Source organism: Rhodococcus sp. IEGM 1318, assembly GCF_033142465.1.
Classification (GTDB): Bacteria; Actinomycetota; Actinomycetes; order Mycobacteriales; family Mycobacteriaceae; genus Rhodococcus_F; species Rhodococcus_F qingshengii_B.
Genome location: NZ_JAWLSC010000005.1, coordinates 168,332 through 187,927 on the forward strand (window position 1 = coordinate 168,332; position 19,596 = coordinate 187,927).

The 19,596-nt window shown below is 61.7% G+C and carries 22 protein-coding genes; 12 read left to right on the forward strand and 10 right to left on the reverse strand.

Annotation, left to right across the window (positions count from 1 at the left end):
* Positions 1-35: 35 nt before the first annotated feature.
* The 4 genes from R4P65_RS14045 to R4P65_RS14060 all read right to left on the reverse strand — a co-directional run bounded on the left by R4P65_RS14045 (position 36) and on the right by R4P65_RS14060 (position 1,870).
* Positions 36-194 (reverse strand): hypothetical protein, encoded by a 159-nt coding sequence (locus R4P65_RS14045; RefSeq protein WP_317826967.1) that lies wholly within the window; start codon positions 192-194, stop codon positions 36-38.
* 321 nt (positions 195-515) lie between these two features.
* Positions 516-680, reverse strand: coding sequence for a hypothetical protein (locus R4P65_RS14050; RefSeq protein WP_230815802.1), 165 nt, complete (start codon positions 678-680; stop codon positions 516-518).
* Positions 681-888: 208 nt separating this feature from the next.
* Positions 889-1,143, reverse strand: coding sequence for a hypothetical protein (locus tag R4P65_RS14055; protein WP_317826968.1), 255 nt, complete (start codon positions 1,141-1,143; stop codon positions 889-891).
* 430 nt (positions 1,144-1,573) lie between these two features.
* A complete protein-coding gene (locus tag R4P65_RS14060; protein ID WP_045065850.1) occupies positions 1,574-1,870 on the reverse strand; it encodes a putative quinol monooxygenase in 297 nt (98 codons plus the stop codon).
* A 344-nt stretch (positions 1,871-2,214) separates the two neighbouring features.
* On the opposite strand from R4P65_RS14060, the gene R4P65_RS14065 reads away from it, so the two are divergent.
* The 10 genes from R4P65_RS14065 (at position 2,215) to R4P65_RS14110 (ending at position 13,375) form a co-directional block, all read left to right on the forward strand.
* Positions 2,215-3,354, forward strand: coding sequence for a glutathione-independent formaldehyde dehydrogenase (locus R4P65_RS14065; protein WP_279163349.1), 1,140 nt, complete (start codon positions 2,215-2,217; stop codon positions 3,352-3,354).
* 869 nt (positions 3,355-4,223) lie between these two features.
* The gene (gene dnaK / locus R4P65_RS14070; RefSeq protein WP_317826969.1) at positions 4,224-6,098 is read left to right on the forward strand and encodes a molecular chaperone DnaK; all 1,875 of its coding nucleotides are present in this window, start codon (positions 4,224-4,226) and stop codon (positions 6,096-6,098) included.
* Between the two features lie 8 nt (positions 6,099-6,106).
* Positions 6,107-6,631 (forward strand): nucleotide exchange factor GrpE, encoded by a 525-nt coding sequence (locus R4P65_RS14075; protein ID WP_317826970.1) that lies wholly within the window; start codon positions 6,107-6,109, stop codon positions 6,629-6,631.
* A 6-nt stretch (positions 6,632-6,637) separates the two neighbouring features.
* Entirely contained in the window at positions 6,638-7,543 is a 906-nt protein-coding gene (locus tag R4P65_RS14080; protein WP_317826971.1) for a DnaJ C-terminal domain-containing protein, read from the forward strand.
* A complete protein-coding gene (locus R4P65_RS14085; RefSeq protein WP_317826972.1) occupies positions 7,540-7,869 on the forward strand; it encodes a chaperone modulator CbpM in 330 nt (109 codons plus the stop codon). The genes R4P65_RS14080 and R4P65_RS14085 overlap by 4 nt, the downstream gene beginning before the upstream one ends.
* A complete protein-coding gene (gene clpB, locus R4P65_RS14090; RefSeq protein WP_317826973.1) occupies positions 7,851-10,484 on the forward strand; it encodes an ATP-dependent chaperone ClpB in 2,634 nt (877 codons plus the stop codon). The genes R4P65_RS14085 and clpB overlap by 19 nt, the downstream gene beginning before the upstream one ends.
* Before the next feature lie 16 nt (positions 10,485-10,500).
* Positions 10,501-10,953 (forward strand): thioredoxin, encoded by a 453-nt coding sequence (gene trxA / locus R4P65_RS14095; RefSeq protein WP_045065867.1) that lies wholly within the window; start codon positions 10,501-10,503, stop codon positions 10,951-10,953.
* Positions 10,950-11,216, forward strand: coding sequence for a UBP-type zinc finger domain-containing protein (locus R4P65_RS14100; protein WP_007735548.1), 267 nt, complete (start codon positions 10,950-10,952; stop codon positions 11,214-11,216). Before trxA ends, R4P65_RS14100 begins: the two co-directional genes overlap by 4 nt.
* Complete coding sequence (locus R4P65_RS14105; RefSeq protein WP_317826974.1) at positions 11,194-12,921, forward strand: FAD-dependent oxidoreductase; 1,728 nt, start codon at positions 11,194-11,196, stop codon at positions 12,919-12,921. The genes R4P65_RS14100 and R4P65_RS14105 overlap by 23 nt, the downstream gene beginning before the upstream one ends.
* A 13-nt stretch (positions 12,922-12,934) precedes the next feature.
* Positions 12,935-13,375, forward strand: coding sequence for a DUF1931 family protein (locus tag R4P65_RS14110; protein ID WP_317827135.1), 441 nt, complete (start codon positions 12,935-12,937; stop codon positions 13,373-13,375).
* 821 nt (positions 13,376-14,196) lie between these two features.
* Here R4P65_RS14110 and R4P65_RS14115 read toward each other — a convergent pair.
* Positions 14,197-14,577, reverse strand: coding sequence for a hypothetical protein (locus R4P65_RS14115; protein WP_317826975.1), 381 nt, complete (start codon positions 14,575-14,577; stop codon positions 14,197-14,199).
* A 202-nt stretch (positions 14,578-14,779) separates the two neighbouring features.
* On the opposite strand from R4P65_RS14115, the gene R4P65_RS14120 reads away from it, so the two are divergent.
* Positions 14,780-15,241: an Hsp20/alpha crystallin family protein gene (locus R4P65_RS14120; RefSeq protein ID WP_317826976.1), complete on the forward strand. Its 462-nt coding sequence runs from the start codon at positions 14,780-14,782 to the stop codon at positions 15,239-15,241.
* Positions 15,242-15,405: 164 nt separating this feature from the next.
* Positions 15,406-15,756, forward strand: a complete 351-nt coding sequence (locus R4P65_RS14125; protein WP_317826977.1) for a hypothetical protein — start codon at positions 15,406-15,408, stop codon at positions 15,754-15,756.
* A 101-nt stretch (positions 15,757-15,857) separates the two neighbouring features.
* Here R4P65_RS14125 and dnaB read toward each other — a convergent pair whose 3' ends face one another.
* The 5 genes from dnaB to rpsF all read right to left on the reverse strand — a co-directional run bounded on the left by dnaB (position 15,858) and on the right by rpsF (position 19,405).
* The gene (gene dnaB / locus R4P65_RS14130; protein ID WP_019746049.1) at positions 15,858-17,264 is read right to left on the reverse strand and encodes a replicative DNA helicase; all 1,407 of its coding nucleotides are present in this window, start codon (positions 17,262-17,264) and stop codon (positions 15,858-15,860) included.
* 508 nt (positions 17,265-17,772) lie between these two features.
* Complete coding sequence (gene rplI, locus R4P65_RS14135; RefSeq protein ID WP_007735531.1) at positions 17,773-18,228, reverse strand: 50S ribosomal protein L9; 456 nt, start codon at positions 18,226-18,228, stop codon at positions 17,773-17,775.
* 18 nt (positions 18,229-18,246) lie between these two features.
* Positions 18,247-18,489 carry a 30S ribosomal protein S18 gene (gene rpsR, locus R4P65_RS14140; RefSeq protein WP_003941245.1) on the reverse strand — a complete coding sequence of 81 codons (243 nt, stop codon included), beginning with the start codon at positions 18,487-18,489 and terminating at the stop codon, positions 18,247-18,249.
* A gap of 39 nt (positions 18,490-18,528) precedes the next feature.
* On the reverse strand, positions 18,529-19,053 hold the full coding sequence (locus tag R4P65_RS14145; RefSeq protein WP_003941248.1) for a single-stranded DNA-binding protein: 525 nt from the start codon (positions 19,051-19,053) through the stop codon (positions 18,529-18,531).
* A gap of 64 nt (positions 19,054-19,117) precedes the next feature.
* Positions 19,118-19,405, reverse strand: a complete 288-nt coding sequence (gene rpsF, locus R4P65_RS14150; RefSeq protein ID WP_003941237.1) for a 30S ribosomal protein S6 — start codon at positions 19,403-19,405, stop codon at positions 19,118-19,120.
* Positions 19,406-19,596 lie beyond the last annotated feature (191 nt).

A 19,596-nucleotide genomic window follows, 5' to 3' on the forward strand; every position in this document is an offset into this window, starting at 1 on the left:
GCAATCAGGCGACTTCCTACGGGTTCATGCCAATATCAGAATGTGGCATGGCCGCCAAGTGACGCCGTGAAGATCGCCGGCCGCGGCAACGGGTGAAGACGGTAGTAGCTGTCGAGGTTGATCGCTTCCTCTTCGGTCAGGCGCCCTCGACGGAAAAGACCAGCCAGGTGCAGGTGATCAACGAGATGATTCATAGCGGGATCCTCGTCAGCATTGGGTGCAATCAGAGCCAATCAACACGAAACAGGCTGCAACGCAGCACCTTCTCCCCATACTCCGGCCAGGATGTATGGCCGGCCGGAGATAGAGCGTCCACTGCGGACGGCGTTGCCGCATTCGACATCACAGCTACGTCCAGCCCCGGCCAACAATGACCGAATTCGATCCGTCGTCACGGTTTGTATCGGCCTGACCGACCTGACTGCAAACCGCAGGTCGATCCGATTCGGGCACCCACCCCCCGGTAGGTAATCGGGCGCTGAATGCGCGACAGATCGCCATCACATGCCATGCCGTCACCGCAGCACCCGCGGTCGAGCACCCAACCGGCCGCCTCCCGGGACCGGACGGACCTTCGGAACGCCGAGGCGGGCCGACTGTCCGGCATTGGCGTAACGCAGAAGCAAAGCGAGCACGAGGAAAGAGAGGACGAGGACAAGGGTGAGAACAATCGAACCCACGGCGGAGCTTCCTTTCCGAGACCACGAAAGAACCAAGTTCACTCAGAATCGATCACCGAACCGGCCGAGGGAAGGATCCGCCCCAGATCTTCGCGATATCCATACAGCCGAGGTGCCAATCCGCGGCTCGGTAACCCTCGCCGGTCACATCATCCGCGTGTGTAGGTCACCTCTGCTGCACGCCGGAGCTTCTTAGCCGAGTGGTCAATCACCGCGATACAGCGTCCGCAAGAACAGCAAAATCCGTCATCAGTGTCACCGCCGGTCGAGGGAATCGATTGGCAGCGCACACATCATCGAGCGCATCGTCGAACCCCCTCGACAACTCCTCCTCCCGATCAACTGCCGACACCAGATCGGGAAGTGACATTGCTCCGACTTCGAGCACCAACTCCGTCAAGATCAAGCCGGGCTCACGGCGCACGGTGGGGCCCCAACTGAGCATTTCTGATCCAGCGGGCATGTTCACCGAACTTGTGGAGACACTCTCGGACCGCGCATGTAGATTCCGGGTCTATTTGTCCTATCGGACTGCGACTTTCGAGTTTTCCCACAACAATTGTCGCTGAAATTCCGCGGAAAGATGACCTTTTCCACGGCTCAGAACTATCCCAGCAGAAACGAGAAGTCCTGCTTCACTTCCATTCAAGTCAGTTCAGACTCGAAACACTTTGTAATAAAACGAGTTTGAAGTGCTTTCTTACACGCGTACCGAGTCGACTCGACTGAGTACACTTCTCGTGATCTACCGATGCCTGGGTCGAATGAGCGACGGACCGCACGCCACAGCCGCGCACGCCGGCAAAGCTCTCCCGAATCGGGTGTGGCTGTGGCACAACTATATTCGCAGCCGAAGTGTGACGGTCGCCGACTGGGCTTGCCTAGTCGGTCGTTCAGAGTTTTTCAGCGAGAACGTCGAGGTGGCTGATTTCGGGCGGCGCAGCGAAGAGTTCGTCGGCACGTTCGCCGAGAGCCTTGCCGACCGGACCATTGAGATGTGTCTCGCGGGCAGCTTGGTCGGGGAATGCGTCGATGATGCCGAACGACGAGGGCCCGAACCGCACCGCGAACCAGGGTTTCGTGCCGGGCTCCTGCTCGACGAGTGGCAGCGCCGATCGGAGAAATTCCTCGACCGCCTCTTCCTTGCCGGGTTTGGCTTCGAGTCGGACCAGCAGCGCCTTGGTAGCCATATCGGATCTCCTCTTCGAGGTGGTGGACACTGTCAAGCATCACACCAGCCATCGGTTAATGGAAGGAACCCAAACCCGCCGATCGAGGAAAACCGATCCCGCCCCTAGCGATCGTGGAGCCGAAAGAGGAGACTCCATGGTGAGGGAATACGACGCCTGGAATGCAGCCTCAGCTGCGGGCCGCGACGGAAAATGTTGGTGTGCCATTGTTTTGGCACGGCCTTGAGTTCCGTGCGCCGTGGGCCTGCCCCGAACAGCACGATTCATTCGGTCGGTCGCTCACGCGTAATCACCTGTGACCGGACGAGATCAACCGGAAACGCCGCAGCTAAGGGAGTGTCGCCATGAAAGCACTTGTGTACGACGGGCCACGTGAGGTTCATGTGAAGGATGTGCCCGACGCGAGGATTGAGCAGCCGACCGATGTGCTGGTGAAGATCACGAGCACCAACATATGTGGGTCGGATCTACACATGTACGAGGGCCGCACCGATCTGGAGCCCGGAATGGTCCTCGGTCACGAAAACTTGGGAATTGTCGCCGAAGTGGGCAATGCGGTGGTCAAAGTATCGCCCGGGGATCGAGTGTGCTTGCCGTTCAACATCGGCTGTGGTTTTTGCCGAAACTGCGAGGAAGGGCTGACGGCCTTCTGTCTGACGGTGCATCCGGATCCGAAGATGGCCGGTGCCGCATTCGGTTTCGCGGGGATGGGTCCGTTCTGGGGTGGACAGGCGGAATATCTGCGGGTGCCGTTCGGCGACTTCAACTGTCTGCGCCTGCCCGAGGATGCCCAGGACAAGGAAACCGATTACGTGATGCTGTCGGACATCTTTCCCACCGGATGGCATTGCACCCGCCTGGCCGACATGCAACCCGGCGATTCGATGGTGGTCTACGGCGCTGGCCCAGTCGGTTTGATGGCCGCGTATTCGGCGATGATCCAGGGAGCGAGCAAGGTGATGATCGTCGACCGTCACCCAGACCGGCTACGCCTGGCCGAAGAGATCGGCGTCGTACCCATCGACGACTCGAAGGGCGACCCCGTCGAGCAAGTCCTCGCGCAGACCAACGGGAAAGGCGCAGACAAAGGTTGTGAATGCGTCGGCTATCAGGCACACGACCCGCAAGGCCACGAGGACGCCGCCATGACGATGAACCGCCTCGTGGATTCGGTGCGATTCACCGGCCACATCGGCGTGGTCGGCATCTTCCTTCCCCAAGACCAGAACGGCCCCGACGAACTCGAGCGAAACGGCAAGATCGCCTTCGACATGGGCAAATTCTGGTTCAAGGGCCAAAAGATCGGCACTGGACAAGCGAACGTCAAACACTACAACCGGCAACTGCGCGACCTCATCCACGAAGACCGGGCAAAGCCCTCCTGGATCATCTCCCACGAACTCCCGCTCACCGAAGCCGAATCCGGCTACCAGCACTTCGACGCTCGCGACGACGGCTGGACCAAAGTCGTACTACATCCCTGAGGCGGCTTCGACCCGAGACAAACACAACCACGGCCAGACCTGGCACACCTGCGCCACGACGGGGAGAGAGCAAACCGACCCCCTGATCGAATTCCTGCCAAAGGATGTAGCAGAGGAACAGACGAGATCCCACGTAAGTCCCGATAAGGGGCGGAGGTCGAAACTTGTTGAATTGCAACCTCTTCCAATTCGGGCGATCTTCTGACCAGTCACGGAACTGGGCACTGAACTGTGCAGCGCGCGGGTTGTCGCCCCCACTCGCAACCACCTGAAACTGTCGATAGGTAGGTCATTACCTCCCTGCCACAACGAAATTCGATAGAGCCACAATGAATCCCATCCGGGTTCAACGAAGCTGCTGCCCGCTCGCTGCAAGAATCTTTCGCAACGGGAGTTCTACTTATGGATGCGCCGCGGTAGTGTGGACGTACCGCAGTAGCGGCCGACACTCGAGTTTTCACGTAGCGGCCGATACTCGGAGTTTCGTGCGATGGCCGCCTCGATCGGGTTCCGGTGGACATCTTCGATCAAGGGCAGGTGTGGTCGCCGCTGCCCCGTTGAACCCCACAACATCAACGCTGAGGGGCGTGATGTCAAAGCTCAGTGATGTCAAAGCTCAGTGGCGGAAATCCCCGCTGCGGCCGCTCTTGGACCTCACGCCGTCGTCCGTGAATTGGCGTCAGGTGCCGTTGCCGGCACCCTGCTCGGCCGCTCCTGCATGGGATGCAGGAGCAGGCAGCGTGATTCACCTCAATCCAGCCCTCAATCCAGTCATTGAAACCAGGTCACCACGAAGTCCTTGCCGACATCGAGGTCGCGGGCGGAACCGTGCACTTGCTCACCGGCCAGGCGATCGAAAGGAATGAGTCATGACAACTGCTGTAGGCATCGACTTGGGCACAACCAACTCGGTCATCGCAAGCTGGCAAGGCGGCGAGCCGGTGGTGATCTCCAATGTAGAGGGAGCACGGACGACGCCTTCGGTGGTGGCGTTCACCGAGAACGGTGAGCGTCTGGTTGGCCAGCTTGCCCGACGGCAGGCGATCTTGAATCCGAAGGGCACGATCTACTCGGCGAAACGCTTCATCGGACGTCACTACGACGAGATCTCCGAAGAGGCCAAAGCGGTCAGCTTCGACGTCGTACCGGGCGACAACGGTGAAGCCCGATTTGACGTGCACGGCAAGAAATACGCACCAGAGGAGATCAGCGCTCTCGTGCTGCGCAAGCTCGTCGACGACGCGAGTAAGTTCCTCGGCGAAAAGGTGAAGGAAGCGGTCATCACCGTTCCTGCCTACTTCAACGACGCGCAACGAAACGCCACCAAGGACGCAGGGCGTATCGCAGGCCTCGAGGTTTTGCGGATTATCAACGAGCCGACCGCTGCGGCACTCGCGTACGGCATGGACAAACAGACCCACGAAACCGTATTGGTCTTCGACCTCGGCGGCGGAACCTTCGATGTGAGCCTGCTGGACGTCGGAGAGGGGGTAGTCGAGGTTCGTTCCACGGCCGGCGACTCCCACTTGGGCGGCGACGACTTCGACCGACGCATAGTGGACTACCTCGCCGACGAATTCCAGAGCACGGAGAACATCGATCTGCGTAAGGATGCACAGGCGTTGCAGCGACTGTTCGAAGCCGCGGAGAAAGCAAAGGTGGAGTTGTCCTCGGTGACCCAGGCCCAGGTCAACCTGCCCTTCGTCACCGCTGACGCGAATGGTCCCAAACATCTCACCACCACGATCATGCGATCGAAGTTCGATGATTTGACAGCCGATCTGGTGGAACGGTGCCTCGGCCCGGTGAAGCAGGCGATGAGTGACGCCAAGGTCGCCGCCAACGACATCGACGAAGTGATACTGGTCGGCGGTTCGACACGTATTCCGGCTGTGCAGGCGCTGGTTCGCCGGCTGACCGGCGGTAAGGACCCCCACATGGGCGTCAACCCGGACGAGGTCGTTGCACTCGGAGCCGCAGTCCAGGCGGGCGTGCTCAAGGGCGAGGTTTCCGATGTGTTGTTACTCGATGTCACCCCACTGTCCCTCGGCGTCGAGACGCAGGGCGGGGTGATGACCAAGATCATCGAGCGGAACACGACGATCCCGGCACGGCGCAGCGAAGTGTTCTCCACGGCGGAAGACAATCAGTCCGCCGTGGACGTCGTGGTGCTGCAGGGCGAACGCGAACGTGCGGCCGACAACCGGGTGCTGGGTCGGTTCCGACTGGAAGACATCCGCCCCGCGCCACGTGGCGAGGCCCAGGTGGAAGTCATTTTCGACATCGACGCCAACGGCATCCTGAACGTCACCGCTCGCGACAAGGACACAGGCAAGGAACAGAGCATCACGATCAGTGAACAGGGCAACCTGGACCAGGGTGAGGTCGAGCGCATGCTGGCGGAGGCCGAACGGAACCGGGGTGAGGACGAGGCGCTGCGCAAGGCGGTCGACGCGCGCAACGGGCTCGATTCGGTTGCGTATCAAGTGGAGCGGCGACTCGCCGAACTCGGTGACAGTGCCCCGCCGCATGAGAAGGCGCGGGCCGAGATGCTGATTGCCGACGCCAGAAAGGCCGTGCAAGACGGCGCTTCACCCGCGGAGGTTCAGCCACTCACCTCGGAGCTGCAACAGCTGCTCTACGGACTTGTGCCGGACCAGGCAGACGCCGGCCAGGCAGGCGGCGCTGAGGCTGCGTCGTCGGATGACGGCGACGTGATCGACGCCGAATTCGATCGAAGCTGAGGTGCACGATGGAAGCATCTGCAGATCATTCGACGACTGAGCCGGCTATCGCCAGTACCGACACGGATCAGAGCAAGACGGCGCCTGATCGCACCGACATGGAAACCGAACTATCGCAACTCGAGGACCGTTGGCGCAGGACCCTCGCAGATCTGGACAACCTGCGCAAGCGGTACGCCAAGGATCTGGACCGTGAACGCGCCGCGGAAGTAGCGAAGGTTTCGGCGGCGTGGCTGCCGATACTGGACAACTTGGAGCTTGCGCTTGCACACGCGGGCAGCGATCCGCAGGCCGTCGTCGAAGGTGTGAAGGCGATCCGGGACCAGGCGGTGCAGGTGCTCTCACGACTCGGCTTCGAGCGCCACGACGAGGTCGGTGTGCCGTTCTCCCCGGAACTGCACGAAGTGGTCAGTGTGGTATCCCAACCCGACCTCCCGTCCGGGACCGTGGTCGAGGTCTTGCGCCCGGGTTATGGAGAGGACGGGCGACAGTTGCGGCCCGCCGCGGTGGTCGTCAGCCGCCCTGAGGGGTGAGCACCGATGGCCCGTGACTACTACGAGGTGCTCGGGGTACCGAAAGGCGCCGGTACCGACGAAATTCAGCAGGCGTACCGCAAGCTGGCCCGCAAGTACCACCCCGATGTGAACAAGGATCCCACTGCGGAGGACAGGTTCAAGGAGGTCAACGAGGCCTACCAGGTGTTGTCCGACCCCGACACCCGGAAACGCTATGACCGATTCGGTGACGACTTCCGGCATGTACCCGAGGACTACGACGAACGGGTGCGGGCAAACGCCGCCGGGTACGGCGGTGGCGGGAGAAGGGTGCACTTCGGCCACGGAGTCGGTAGTGAGGGTGCCGTCGACTTCGAAGACCTCTTCGGGCAGATGTTCGGCGGAGGCGGTGGGTTCGGACCGATTCCCGGCGCCGATCAGGAAGCCGAACTGGGACTGGCTCTGGAAGAGGCCTATCAGGGCGGAAAACGCACTCTCAGACTGGACGGACGGCAGTATGACGTCGACATTCCAGCCGGCGTCCTGGACGGACAGCGAATCCGGTTGGCCGGGCAAGGCGGCCGAGGCAACGGTGACGCGCCGCCTGGGGATCTGTACCTCGTGGTGCGGATCAAACCGCATTCACGGTTCCGCGTACAGGGCCGGGACATCTACGTCGATCTGCCCGTATCGCCATGGGAGGCGGTTCTCGGGTCGACAGTCGTCGTTCCCACACCGGGTGGTGAAGCGAAAGTCAAAGTGGTGCCCGGCTCTTCGACTGGCAGGAAGCTGCGCCTGCGCGGAGAGGGTATGCCCAATCCGCGCGGTGCCAACGGCAACCTCTACGCCGAAATCAAGGTGATGGTTCCGTCGAAACCGACAGCACGCGAACGTGAACTGTTCGAGCAGTTGGGCGCCGAATCGAACTTCAATCCGAGGAAAGAGACATGAGCACCTCAACGCCGATCACTCAGTACGTATTGGTTCGCCGTGCCGGCTTGTCGCCAGACGCCTTCGCCGAACGTACTGGCCTGCACCCGGATCTGGCACGAAAACTCGTGGCTCTCGGTCTGCTCGACGCCCACTTCTACGCCGGCGGGGAGATGTCGTTCGACCCATCCGAAGTAACCCACGCCGCACGCATCCAACGGCTGCGGACGGGTCTGGGCCTCAACTACTCGGCAATCGGGCTCGTGCTCGATCTGCTGGATCGAATCGAAAGACTCGAAGCCGCGGCCCGCAGAAGGAGGACGTCCTCATGGACACCGGCAGCTTGACCGAAAAGTCACGAGAAGCCTTGCAGGAAGCCCAGAATGTTGCGACCAGAATGGGCCACACCGAGGTCGACGGAGAGCATCTGCTGCTCGCATTGGTCGATCAACAGGATGGGTTGGTGCCCCGACTGCTCGAGCAGGCCGGCGCGAACGTCGACGCACTGCGATCCGATCTGGATCGCGAACTGTCGCGTAGGCCGAAGGTCAGCGGCCCCGGTGCAACTCCCGGCCAGGTGATGATCACCCAGCGTCTGGCCAAGCTGCTCGATGCCGCAGAGCGGGAGGCGAAGAGACTCAAGGATTCCTACGTGTCGGTGGAGCATCTTGTGATGGCCCTCTCCGAGGAAGGATCGGCCAGCGCGGCCGGGCGGGTCCTCGCCAGTCATGGGGTCACACGGGACGCCTTCCTCACAGCGCTGACGAAGGTGCGCGGCAATCAGCGTGTCACGTCGGCAACCCCGGAGGGGGCGTACGAGGCATTGGAGAAGTACGGGCGCGACCTCGTCTCCGAGGGGCGGGCAGGCAAACTCGATCCGGTCATCGGCCGGGATGCCGAGATACGCAGGGTAACTCAGATCTTGAGCCGGAAAACGAAGAACAACCCGGTGCTGATCGGCGACCCCGGTGTAGGTAAGACTGCGATTGTCGAGGGTCTCGCCCAGCGGATCGTCCGCGGCGACGTGCCCGAGGGCCTACGCGACAAGACGATCTTCTCGCTCGACATGGGTTCTCTGGTGGCCGGTGCGAAGTACCGCGGCGAGTTCGAGGAGCGACTGCAGGCCGTGCTGTCCGAGGTGAAGGCTGCCGAGGGGCGCATCCTGTTGTTCGTCGACGAGTTGCATACCGTGGTCGGAGCGGGCTCGGTCGGCGGCGAGGGGTCTCTCGATGCCGGCAACATGCTCAAACCGATGCTCGCACGCGGCGAACTGCACATGATCGGTGCCACCACTCTCGACGAGTATCGCAAGCACATCGAATCCGATGCGGCACTGGAGCGTCGATTCCAGACCGTTCTCGTCGACGAGCCCAGTGCCGAGGATGCGATCTCGATTCTGCGCGGACTTCGAGAACGCCTCGAGGTGTTCCATGGCGTGAAAATTCAAGACGGTGCATTGGTGGCCGCCGTGACCCTCTCGCACCGGTACATCACCGACCGCTTCCTTCCGGACAAGGCGATCGATCTCGTAGACGAGGCATGCGCTCGGCTCCGCACCGAAATCGATTCGATGCCTGCCGAACTCGACGAGCTCACCCGGAAGGTGACCCGTCTGGAGATCGAAGAGGCCGCACTGTCCAAGGAAACGGACGCGGCCAGCAAGGCGCGCCTCGAAGAATTGCGCAAGGAGCTGGCCGACCTGCGGGCCGAGGCAGACGCCCGGCACGCTCAATGGGAGGCGGAGCGGCAGGCGATCCGGCGGGTGCAAGAACTGCGAGGAGATTTGGAACGGTTGCGCGTCGAGGCCGAGGCCGCCGAACGCAACTACGACCTCAATCGGGCAGCCGAGTTGCGATACGGCGAGATCACCGAGCTCGAACGCCGGCTCGAGGCGGCGGAGGAGCAACTGGCCACCAGACAAGGCCGAAATCCGTTGCTGCGTGAAGTGGTCACCGAAGACGAGATCGCAGAGATCGTGGCCGCATGGACGGGTATCCCGGTCGCCCGGCTGCAAGAAGGTGAGCGGGAGAAGTTGTTGAAGCTCGACGAGATCCTGCACGAGCGGGTCGTCGGTCAGGACGAGGCGGTGCAACTGGTCGCGGACGCTGTGATCCGGGCGAGGTCCGGTATCCGTGATCCGCGTCGACCGATCGGTTCGTTCATTTTCCTGGGCCCGACAGGCGTCGGAAAGACCGAGCTCGCAAAGACATTGGCCAGCGCCCTATTCGACAGTGAAGACAACATGGTGCGCCTCGATATGAGCGAGTACCAGGAACGGCACACGGTGAGTCGGCTCATCGGTGCACCTCCCGGATACGTCGGGTACGACGAAGGTGGCCAGCTCACTGAGGCGGTGCGGCGCAAGCCGTACTCCGTGGTGCTCTTCGACGAGATCGAGAAGGCCCACGCCGACGTCTTCAATACCCTGCTGCAGGTGCTCGACGACGGCCGGATCACCGATTCTCAAGGGAGGCAAGTCGATTTCCGGAACACGGTGATCATCATGACCTCCAACATCGGATCCCAGCATCTCCTCGACGGGGTCACAGTCGACGGCGAAATCAAGCCGGACGCCAGGGAACGAGTGATGGCAGAACTGCGCGGGCATTTCCGCCCCGAATTCCTCAACCGGGTCCACGACATCGTGCTGTTCTCCCCACTCACCCTGCCCCAGATCGAGCACATAGTGGAACTGCAACTCACCGACCTTCGAAACAGGTTGTCGGAGAGACAGATACACCTGGAAATCACGCCGGAGGCACGCCGACTGATCGCCGAACACGGGTTCGACCCTGTCTACGGTGCGCGGCCGCTGCGCCGATACATCGCACACGAGGTCGAGACCCAGATCGGCCGTGCACTGTTGCGCGGCGAGATCAAACCGGACGGCACCATCAGCGTCACGGTGGACGGCGGCGAGCTTGCCGTCACGTATGCCGAACCCGCCTTCGCGGCGGCCTGAGAAGAGGTAACTGGTCATGGGATCCGAAAAGGTGAAGTGCCCGAACTGCGGCAAGACCAACAACATCCCGGCAGCAGGGGAAGGAAGACCTCGCTGCGGCAACTGCCACGAGCCGCTGCCATGGATCGCCGCAGCGGGAGACGGTGACTTCGCGGAGATCGTCGAAAAATCCTCGGTGCCTGTGCTCGTGGATCTGTGGGCGACGTGGTGCGGCCCGTGCCGCATGGTCAGCCCCGCGCTCGAGCAGCTCGCCAGAGAACACGCCGGCCAGATCAAGCTGGTCAAGGTCGACGTGGATGCTGCACCCCGGACGGCTGAACGATTCACCGTCCGCGCCGTGCCGACTCTGCTGGTGATGGACCGGGGTGAGGTTCTCGCTCGCCAGTCGGGCGCAGCTCCGGTACCCCAGCTGCGCACCTGGCTCGATCAGGCGCTCTCGGAAAATGCCGGCGAGGAGGCGAAGTCATGAGTCCTGTCCATGCGGACCCACATGTAACCGCGATCCGGGCCGTGGTGCCCCGTACCCCGCAGGGCTGCGAGGAATGTCTTCGCCTCGGCACCCCGTGGGTGCATCTGAGGCTGTGCCTGACGTGCGGACACGTCGGTTGCTGCGACTCTTCGCCGGGCAGGCACGCGAGTGCGCACGCTCACGCCATCGGGCATCCGATCGTCCAGTCGATGGAGCCCGGTGAAGATTGGCGGTGGTGTTATGTCGACCAGAACTTCGTCTGAGGGCGCCTCACCGATCGGGTACAGCCCGCCGGTCGACGACGAGACCCCAGACGAGGAGGGCGCCTTCCCGCGGCTGACGGACGACCAGGTCGCGAAGCTCGAGGTCGGTGGCTCGCGTCGACCGGTTCACGCCGGCGAGGTGCTGATCCGAGAAGGCGCGCCTGACAACGATTTCGTCGTCGTCCTTTCCGGAAAGATCGCAGTCGTCGACGAAGGCGACGCGGACGGCGAGCGCCGGATACTGCGCGTGCACGGTCCTGGGCGTTTCCTGGGCGAGCTCGGACTCCTGGAAGGTCAGGTGGCGTTCTTCACCGCCGAAGCGATCGAGGACGGCGAGATACTCGTCGTCCCGGCCGAGCAGGTACGCGAGCTGATTGCCCACGATCCCGTGCTCAGCGATTTGATCCTGCGCGCCTACCTTGTGCGTCGGCACTTGCTGATCGGGCTCGGCTCCGGGTTCCGGATCATCGGCTCCTGCTTTTCCCCGGATACGTTGCGACTTCGTGAGTTCGCGATGCGAAACCGTTTGCCCCACAAGTGGTTCGACTTGGAACAGGACGAACGAGTGGAGCAACTGCTACGCAGCCTGAACGTCGCACCCGAGGACACACCCGTCGTGATCTGGCACGGCGAGAAGGTGCTGCGCAATCCGACGAATGCGGAACTCGCACGCGTCGTCGGGCTTCCTGTCCCGGCACCCGTCGCGGACGGAGCCAAGGACGTCTACAACCTCGTCGTCGTGGGTGCCGGACCGGCCGGCCTGGCCGCATCGGTGTACGGCGCCTCGGACGGGTTGAACACGGTGACGTTGGAGCGGATTGCTGCGGGCGGCCAAGCCAGTACCTCATCCCGGATCGAGAATTATCTGGGATTCCCCGCCGGGGTCTCCGGCTCCGAATTGGCCGAGCGAGCCGTGCTCCAGGCCGGGAAGTTCGGCGCCCGCATCCTGGTGTCGGCAGAAGTGATCGGTTTGGGATCCGAGGCCGGGAACCATGTGCTCCGACTGGCGGACGGCGGGTCGGTGCACGCCCGGGCCGTTGTGCTCGCCGCCGGGGCGCGGTACCGCAAGTTGGCCGTTCAGGGGATCGAGGCGCTGGAAGGAACAAGCGTGTACTACGCCGCAACGCATCAGGAAGCACGGATATGCGGCACCGACCCGATAGCCATCGTCGGTGGCGGCAACTCCGCCGGCCAGGCCGCCGTCTTCCTCGCCGAGCATGTCTCACAGGTGCACCTGCTCATCCGCGGCGATGACCTCGGGAAGAGCATGTCCCGATACCTGGTCGACCAGATCGAACACCATCCGCGGGTCACCGTGCACCGGCACACCGAGATTCGTGCGGTCCACGGCGAGAAATACCTCGAAGCAATTGCGGTCGAGGACAATCGCACCGGCGACCAGGACACGATTCGGGTGCGCGCCCTGTTCGTCTTCATCGGGGCAGTACCGCACACGAGGTGGCTGGCCGAAGCGATCGCACTCGACGACCACGGCTTCGTCCTCACCGGCATGGACGCCATCCACGCCCGAGTAGACGGCAACCTGCCGAGCAGCAACGGTCTGTCCAGGACACTCGAAACCAGCCTGCCCGGCCTGTTCGCGGCCGGCGACATCCGCCGCGGCTCGGTGAAACGAGTCGCATCCGCCGTCGGTGAAGGAGCGATGGCCGTACGCCAAATCCATGAATACTTCGAAAGGAGCTGACGACATGCCAGTAATGGGCACCGTGAAATTCCAGCGGTTCTTCAGGGCAGCGGCTGGACTGCAGGTCGACCGGAACGACCTCAAGCGCTATACCGATTTCATCGACGACAAGATCTACGACGTGATCCTGATGGGCAAAGCCTCCGCGAAAGCAAACTTGCGCGACGTGATCGAACCGTGGGACCTGCCGATCACCAAGGGATTACAGGAGAGCATCCACCGGTTCGAAAAACTCGACGAGGAGATCGAACTTCAGCCGCTGCTCGACCAGCTCACGGCCCGCCCACCCTTGGACGTGGCCCTCTCCGAGGAGACCGAGCAACGACTGCCGCTGATCGCAGGAGGGTTGAGCGTAGCGCTGGCGCAAACTTTCGCCACGGTCGAACCGGACCGCAAAAACCCCGGCACAGCCCAATGGACAGTCGCCTTCGATATCTTCCACCTACTTCTGTGACCACTACCCGTCGCGTCTGACAGCGAGCGTGAGTTCGAATATGCTGTCCTGCTCCGAAAATACCGGTGCGATTCAGAACTGTCTGTCAGTTGGCGTCGACAGCAGAGGATTTCCCGAGAGAGGTGCAATTTCCGCACTCGATTCTTCAGCAGCGAGAGCTCCAGTGAGGGAATCGATTACAGCCCTCAGATCTTCTGCCGTGAGCGAGTTCGGCTTACATGCCGAACCTCTGACACCAGTAGTTGGCGTGGCCAGGCGGCGAGCAGAACTTGTCGATCGCCGATCGCTCCTTCGGCTCATTTCAGAACCTTTCGTCATCGCTTTGTCGATCCCCGCATCGGCGGGCCCTGAGCACTTCTCGGACTTCTGGGCGCGCACAGCCCAGGGCCCGGCAAGGAGACCAGAGAGGGTGATATGGCCTTGCCTTGACGAACACCCGCCCGATTGTTTGCCCCTCAAACGGAACGGGTGCCCCCGACCCGACATAGGTTATTTGCGCACTGTTTGTGGCCGACAGGGTCGAAAGTCCCAGTTCCATTGTGATGAGCAAGCTTTGACGGTAGCCGAAGTGTTTTCCCTTAGAGCCGGTTCGGTGTGTGCACGAACACCGACATCGGTCGCAGCGACTCCGACGAACGAGCACCCGCGATGTTCGATACCCGATCCACCCGCAAAAATCGGGAAAAGACCTATTTTGCAAAAGCATTCGGAACAGACGTCTGCAAACCAAATACCAGGCACGGGCCACCTTCCCAGCCACCGCGGCTACTGCGCAGCTAGCCTGACGACCAAGATGTTCACCTTGCCATGCAACGGCCATGTCACTTCTTGGCATCGAAGGTGACTGAACAACAATTTATACCGACTGTACCGTTTATGGTTGAAGATGTGTGGACGACATGGACGTCGACTGCGCACGGATAGTGGGTCATCGGTGTTGTGTGCTCAATGCCGACGTCGGTCATACGCCCCGACTCGCACACGCAGAGTCGGGGCTCCGGCGGATCCATTGCCGCACCGCCGCTACTGACGAAGTGCCATACCGCGGTGCCCGAATCGAGGTCGAAGGCGACCACCGCTTTCGCCGAAATCAGGCAACGCAGCGTCATCCCGACATGGGTTACATTGCCCCGGAACACGGCCGTGCGCAGCTGAATTTCGGCTTGGGTGGTGCACAGCATCGAGACTTCGACTGTTTCCAATTTATCCCCACCCCGCGCGCAGCAACCGTTTCTCGCGACCCCGCTGCTGCGATCTTCAGGGACCGGAACACTTCCCCAAAGATCTGGCACTCTCGGTTGCAGAGTGCTAATTCGTGTGGTTATCATGTTCCCGCACAGTAAGTTCGGTCGACCGCCACAGTGGCGGTGACCTTTCTTTTCACGACATGGGAGGTGTGTTGCTGTGCTTCGTTTCGATCCTTTCACCGACATCGACGCGATCACCAAGTCCGTTCTCGCCGCGGGAACCGGCAACGGACGCAGTCCACGGTTCATGCCGATGGACCTCTACAAGGTCGAAGACCAGTACGTCCTGCACGCCGATCTTCCCGGCGTCGACCCAGGATCAGTGGACGTGCACATCGACGGATCGACCCTGACGTTGACCGCGCGCCGCACTGCCCTCTCCGCAGAGGGTGTGAGCTGGCTGGCGAGTGAACGTTTCGCCGGAACATTCAGACGGCAGCTGTCGATCAGCGACGACATCGACGCCGAACAGATCGAGGCCTCGTACGACAACGGCGTGTTGACGGTGACGTTGCCGATCGCAGAGAAGGCGAAACCGCGGAGGATCGAGGTCTCTTCCGGACCGCCCTCCCGAACCGATAACGCCGGAGCGAAAACACAGGTGCAGATCGAAGCCTGATCTGGCTGGCCCAAACACCGTTTGATGGTGGGGTGACTCCCGAGGACACGCGATGGGTTCTCGGGCCTCACCCCACCATCGTTTCGATCTCCCACTGCACACCCGTGGCGCACACCAGCACATCCACCACACGAAAGAATTAGCACGAGAACCCTTTAGCTGTCATGACTGCATCCACCATCCCCCCGCACGAACAATCCGACAACACCGGCAACACCGAATCCCGCGCGCACACCCCACCCGATTGGTGGGATCACCACCGTCCTATCACCAGCGACGAATACAGCGACATGGCGTTGATGCTCGGTGCCCTCTCGATACTGACGTTCTGGATGTTCGGCCTCGGCATCCTCCTCGGTGCCGCCGCCATCGGAACCGCCCTGGCAGCGCGCCGACCCGACACCCCCGGACGCGATCTGGGCGACAACACCGCCGGCGTGGTCGGGATCCTCACCGGCATTGCCGGAATCACCTTCGGCGCCGTCTTCCTCACCGCAGCACTACCACACCTGTAGACAAACCGAATTCGGCACTAGTGGAATCGGATTGGTGCTTGTCGCAGAATCCCACAAGATCTGAAATCCGTCCCACCTTCAGGCGATAGCGGCGGCAGCAGCTATCCCCGCGCCATATCGACGAACTTCGAGAGGTGAAGCTGGTGCGCCACAGTGATTGTCGCGGTCGGGCCGTTACGGTGCTTACCCAGAATCAGGTCGGCCTCGCCACCACGGGGATCGTCTCGCTCCGTCGCGTCGGGGCGGTACAGCAGGATCACCATGTCGGCGTCCTGCTCGAGGGAACCGGACTCACGAAGGTCGGCGACCTGAGGACGCTTGTCGGTTCGCTGCTCAGGACCACGGTTGAGCTGACAGATCGCGACAACCGGAACTTCGAGCTCCTTCGCCAAAAGCTTTAGGCTACGGGAGAATTCGGAAACTTCCTGCTGGCGGGACTCGACCTTTTTGCCGGAGCTCATCAGCTGGAGGTAGTCGATCACGATCAAGCGAATATCGTGTTTCTGCTTGAGCCGCCGCGCTTTTGCGCGAATTTCCATCATCGTGAGGTTGGGGGAGTCGTCGATGAAAAGCGGCGCCTCACTGATCTCACTCATACGACGTGCGAGCTTGGTCCAGTCGTCGTCGGTCATCTTGCCGGAGCGCATGTCACCGAGCTTGATCTTTGCCTCTGCGGACAGCAGACGCATGACGATCTCGGTTTTGCTCATTTCCAGTGAGAACATGACGCTGGCCATGCCGTGCGTGATGGAGCAGGAACGCAAAAAATCCATTCCAAGGGTCGATTTGCCCACACCAGGTCTAGCCGCGACGATGATCATCTGACCAGCGTGAAGACCGTTGGTGATCTCGTCGAGATCCTTGAATCCGGTGGGCACACCGAGGGAAATTCCGCCGCGGCTGGCGATGGAGTCGATCTCGTCCATCGTGGGCTGGAGGAGCTCGGTCAGGGGTACGAAGTCTTCGGTGGTGCGGCGCTCGGTGACTTCGAAGATCTCGGCCTGCGCGCGGTCGACAACCTCGGCCACGTCCTGGCCCTCGGTGCCGGCGTAGCCGTACTGGACGATGCGAGTACCGGCGTCGACCAGACGACGCAGCACGGACTTCTCGGCCACGATCTCGGCATAGAAGGCGGCGTTGGCCGCCGTGGGCACTGTCTGGGTCAGGGTCACCAGATAGGCAGCACCACCGATACGACGAAGCTCACCGCGACGGTCGAGCTCGGCGGAAACCGTCACGGGGTCGGCAGGCTCGCCACGGCTGTAGAGGTCCAGGATCACGTCGTAGACGGACTGGTGGGCGGGCCGGTAGAAGTCACCCGGACGCAGTACCTCGAGCACGTCCGCGATGGCGTCCTTGCTCAGCAGCATGCCGCCGAGCACCGACTGCTCGGCAGTCATGTCCTGTGGTGGCTGGCGTCCGAACTCCTGGTCGGGCTCGGCCTCGGGAGGGCCCGGGTAGTCCGGCCCTGAGAAGTCGGAAGGTCCTCGATCATCTACAACAGCCACAAGCGAGACCTTCCCGTAAAACACTCGACGACACTGCCAGAAACCGCAGCGCCCTCATCATTTGTACCTGCCCCCACCGACATCCCCTAGCCGCATTCGGCCGGACTGTAGATAGACGCCGAGATGACGTTAGGGACTAGTAGGTCCGCATACAAACCGGACTGTGGATAAACCTGTGGATGCTTTGTGGAAACTCCCGCCCCACGGTGTGCACCGCCTGTGGAGCATTTGGGGACTACTTTGCCAAGTAACTATAAAAGACCAGGTAGATGGCTATCCACAATTTCACAGGCCTGTTGATGAAAATAGTTTTTCCACAGTCGGCGCGTCGGCGTGTCGGGCGTGTTGCCTCGCCCGATTCGTCACTGATCACCAAGTCGAACATCACAGTGTGAGAGTTATCCCCAGGTCCGATTCGGGACGCTGCCAGGCGGCACACCGCACCCCGAAACAAAACGTCGGGCCCCACACACCGAAGTGTGCGGGGCCCGACGAGACGAACAGTCGACTATGCGCCGACGACGTTCAGGTTGAACTTGGCAACCACATCGGGGTGCAGGTTCACGACCACGGCGTGCTTGCCCGTGTTCTTGATGTGAGCCTTCGGCAACACGATGGAGCGCTTGTCGACAACCGGTCCACCGGCAGCCTTGATCGCAGCAGCGACGTCAGCGACGGTAACCGAACCGAAGAGCTTGCCCGAGCCACCGGCGGTCTTGACCGTCAGTGTTACGGACTCGAGGCCCTCGATAGCTGCCTTGAGCTCCTTGGCGTGATCCAGGCCGCGCACAGCGCGCGCTTCCTGTGCACGACGGATGCCCTCGACCTGCTTCTCGGCGCCACGAGTGGCGACGATTGCCAGTCCGCGGGGGAGCAGGTAGTTACGGCCGTAGCCGTCCTTGACCTCCACGGTGTCGCCAGGCGCACCGAGGTTGTCCACGTCAGCGGTGAGGATGAGCTTCATGTTCTTTCCTCCCTTTCCTTAGCGAGCCACGGTGGCGTAAGGCAGCAGTGCTACCTCACGTGAGTTCTTGACGGCAATGGCAACGTCGCGCTGGTGCTGGACGCAATTGCCGGTGACACGGCGAGCACGGATCTTTCCGCGATCGCTGACGTACTTACGCAGCAACGTCGTGTCCTTGTAGTTGATCTGCGTGTTCTTCTCTTTACAGAAGGTGCAGACCTTCTTCTTCATAACCTTGTCGCGCAAGGGCGGCTTCGGCATGTCTTTGCTCTTTTCTGGATGTTCCTGATCAGGTACGGATCAGAAGGGCGGTTCGTCGCTGCCCGCACCACCGAAGGAGCCCGAAGCCTGAGGCGCACTGCCCCAAGGATCGTCTCCACCCGAAGGTGCAGCGCTCGGACGTCCGCCACCCGATCCGCCGGAGGAACCGCCGAAGTTGCCGCCTCCACCGCCGCCGCCACGGTTGGCCTTGTTGACCTTTGCCGTGGCGTACTTCAGTGAAGGACCGATTTCATCGACTTCGAGCTCGACGACAGTTCGCTTTTCGCCCTCGCGAGTTTCGTACGAACGCTGCTTGAGCCGGCCGCTCACGATTACTCGTGAGCCACGGGTCAAGCTCTCCGCGACGTTCTCGGCTGCTTCGCGCCAGATATTGCAGCGCATGAACAGCGCATCGCCGTCTTTCCATTCATTGGAATTACGGTCGAAGGTGCGGGGCGTGGAAGCAACCGTGAAGTTTGCAACCGCGGCACCCGCCGGGGTGAAACGAAGTTCAGGATCAGCCGTCAGGTTTCCGATGACGGTGATGATGGTGTCGCCAGCCATGTGGTTCCTCCTGCATTGATGTAAAACCGTTGGGCGCGAGAGTAGAGCTCGCTACCGACAGTAATTACTTGTTGTGGCGCAGAACCTTCGTGCGCAGAACCGACTCGTTCAGACCGAGCTGACGATCGAGCTCAGCGACGGTGGCGGGAGTGGCGTTGATGTCGATCACCGCGTAGATACCTTCAGCATGCTTCAGGATCTCGTAGGCGAGACGACGCTTACCCCAGACATCGACCTTGTCGATCGTGCCGCCGTGCTGGCGCACAACATTGAGGAACGTATCCAGTGAAGGAGCGACAGTGCGCTCGTCCAGGCTGGGGTCAAGGATGACCATCAATTCGTAATGACGCATAAGACCTCATCACCTCCTGTGGACTAAGTGAAAACGGCCACGGACTATCCGTGGCAGGAGGGTCGTTGCGTCAGCAACCCTCGTAGGTTACACGAGGGGCCTTGACCAGGGAAATCGTCCCGCCCCTCAGGGAGGATCATCGGGTCGATACGCGACGCGTGGCGCAGACGCGTCGCCCCGCAAGCCACTCC

Bases quoted from the DNA above. Each gene is read 5' to 3' on its own strand.
- R4P65_RS14045 (WP_317826967.1), bottom strand. From the start codon at position 194: ATGAATCATCTCGTTGATCACCTGCACCTGGCTGGTCTTTTCCGTCGA.
- R4P65_RS14055 (WP_317826968.1), bottom strand. From the start codon at position 1,143: ATGCCCGCTGGATCAGAAATGCTCAGTTGGGGCCCCACCGTGCGCCGT.
- R4P65_RS14060 (WP_045065850.1), bottom strand. From the start codon at position 1,870: ATGGCTACCAAGGCGCTGCTGGTCCGACTCGAAGCCAAACCCGGCAAG.
- R4P65_RS14065 (WP_279163349.1), top strand. From the start codon at position 2,215: ATGAAAGCACTTGTGTACGACGGGCCACGTGAGGTTCATGTGAAGGAT.
- dnaK (WP_317826969.1), top strand. From the start codon at position 4,224: ATGACAACTGCTGTAGGCATCGACTTGGGCACAACCAACTCGGTCATC.
- R4P65_RS14075 (WP_317826970.1), top strand. From the start codon at position 6,107: ATGGAAGCATCTGCAGATCATTCGACGACTGAGCCGGCTATCGCCAGT.
- R4P65_RS14080 (WP_317826971.1), top strand. From the start codon at position 6,638: ATGGCCCGTGACTACTACGAGGTGCTCGGGGTACCGAAAGGCGCCGGT.
- R4P65_RS14085 (WP_317826972.1), top strand. From the start codon at position 7,540: ATGAGCACCTCAACGCCGATCACTCAGTACGTATTGGTTCGCCGTGCC.
- clpB (WP_317826973.1), top strand. From the start codon at position 7,851: ATGGACACCGGCAGCTTGACCGAAAAGTCACGAGAAGCCTTGCAGGAA.
- trxA (WP_045065867.1), top strand. From the start codon at position 10,501: ATGGGATCCGAAAAGGTGAAGTGCCCGAACTGCGGCAAGACCAACAAC.
- R4P65_RS14100 (WP_007735548.1), top strand. From the start codon at position 10,950: ATGAGTCCTGTCCATGCGGACCCACATGTAACCGCGATCCGGGCCGTG.
- R4P65_RS14105 (WP_317826974.1), top strand. From the start codon at position 11,194: ATGTCGACCAGAACTTCGTCTGAGGGCGCCTCACCGATCGGGTACAGC.
- R4P65_RS14110 (WP_317827135.1), top strand. From the start codon at position 12,935: ATGGGCACCGTGAAATTCCAGCGGTTCTTCAGGGCAGCGGCTGGACTG.
- R4P65_RS14125 (WP_317826977.1), top strand. From the start codon at position 15,406: ATGACTGCATCCACCATCCCCCCGCACGAACAATCCGACAACACCGGC.
- rplI (WP_007735531.1), bottom strand. From the start codon at position 18,228: ATGAAGCTCATCCTCACCGCTGACGTGGACAACCTCGGTGCGCCTGGC.
- rpsR (WP_003941245.1), bottom strand. From the start codon at position 18,489: ATGCCGAAGCCGCCCTTGCGCGACAAGGTTATGAAGAAGAAGGTCTGC.
- R4P65_RS14145 (WP_003941248.1), bottom strand. From the start codon at position 19,053: ATGGCTGGCGACACCATCATCACCGTCATCGGAAACCTGACGGCTGAT.
- rpsF (WP_003941237.1), bottom strand. From the start codon at position 19,405: ATGCGTCATTACGAATTGATGGTCATCCTTGACCCCAGCCTGGACGAG.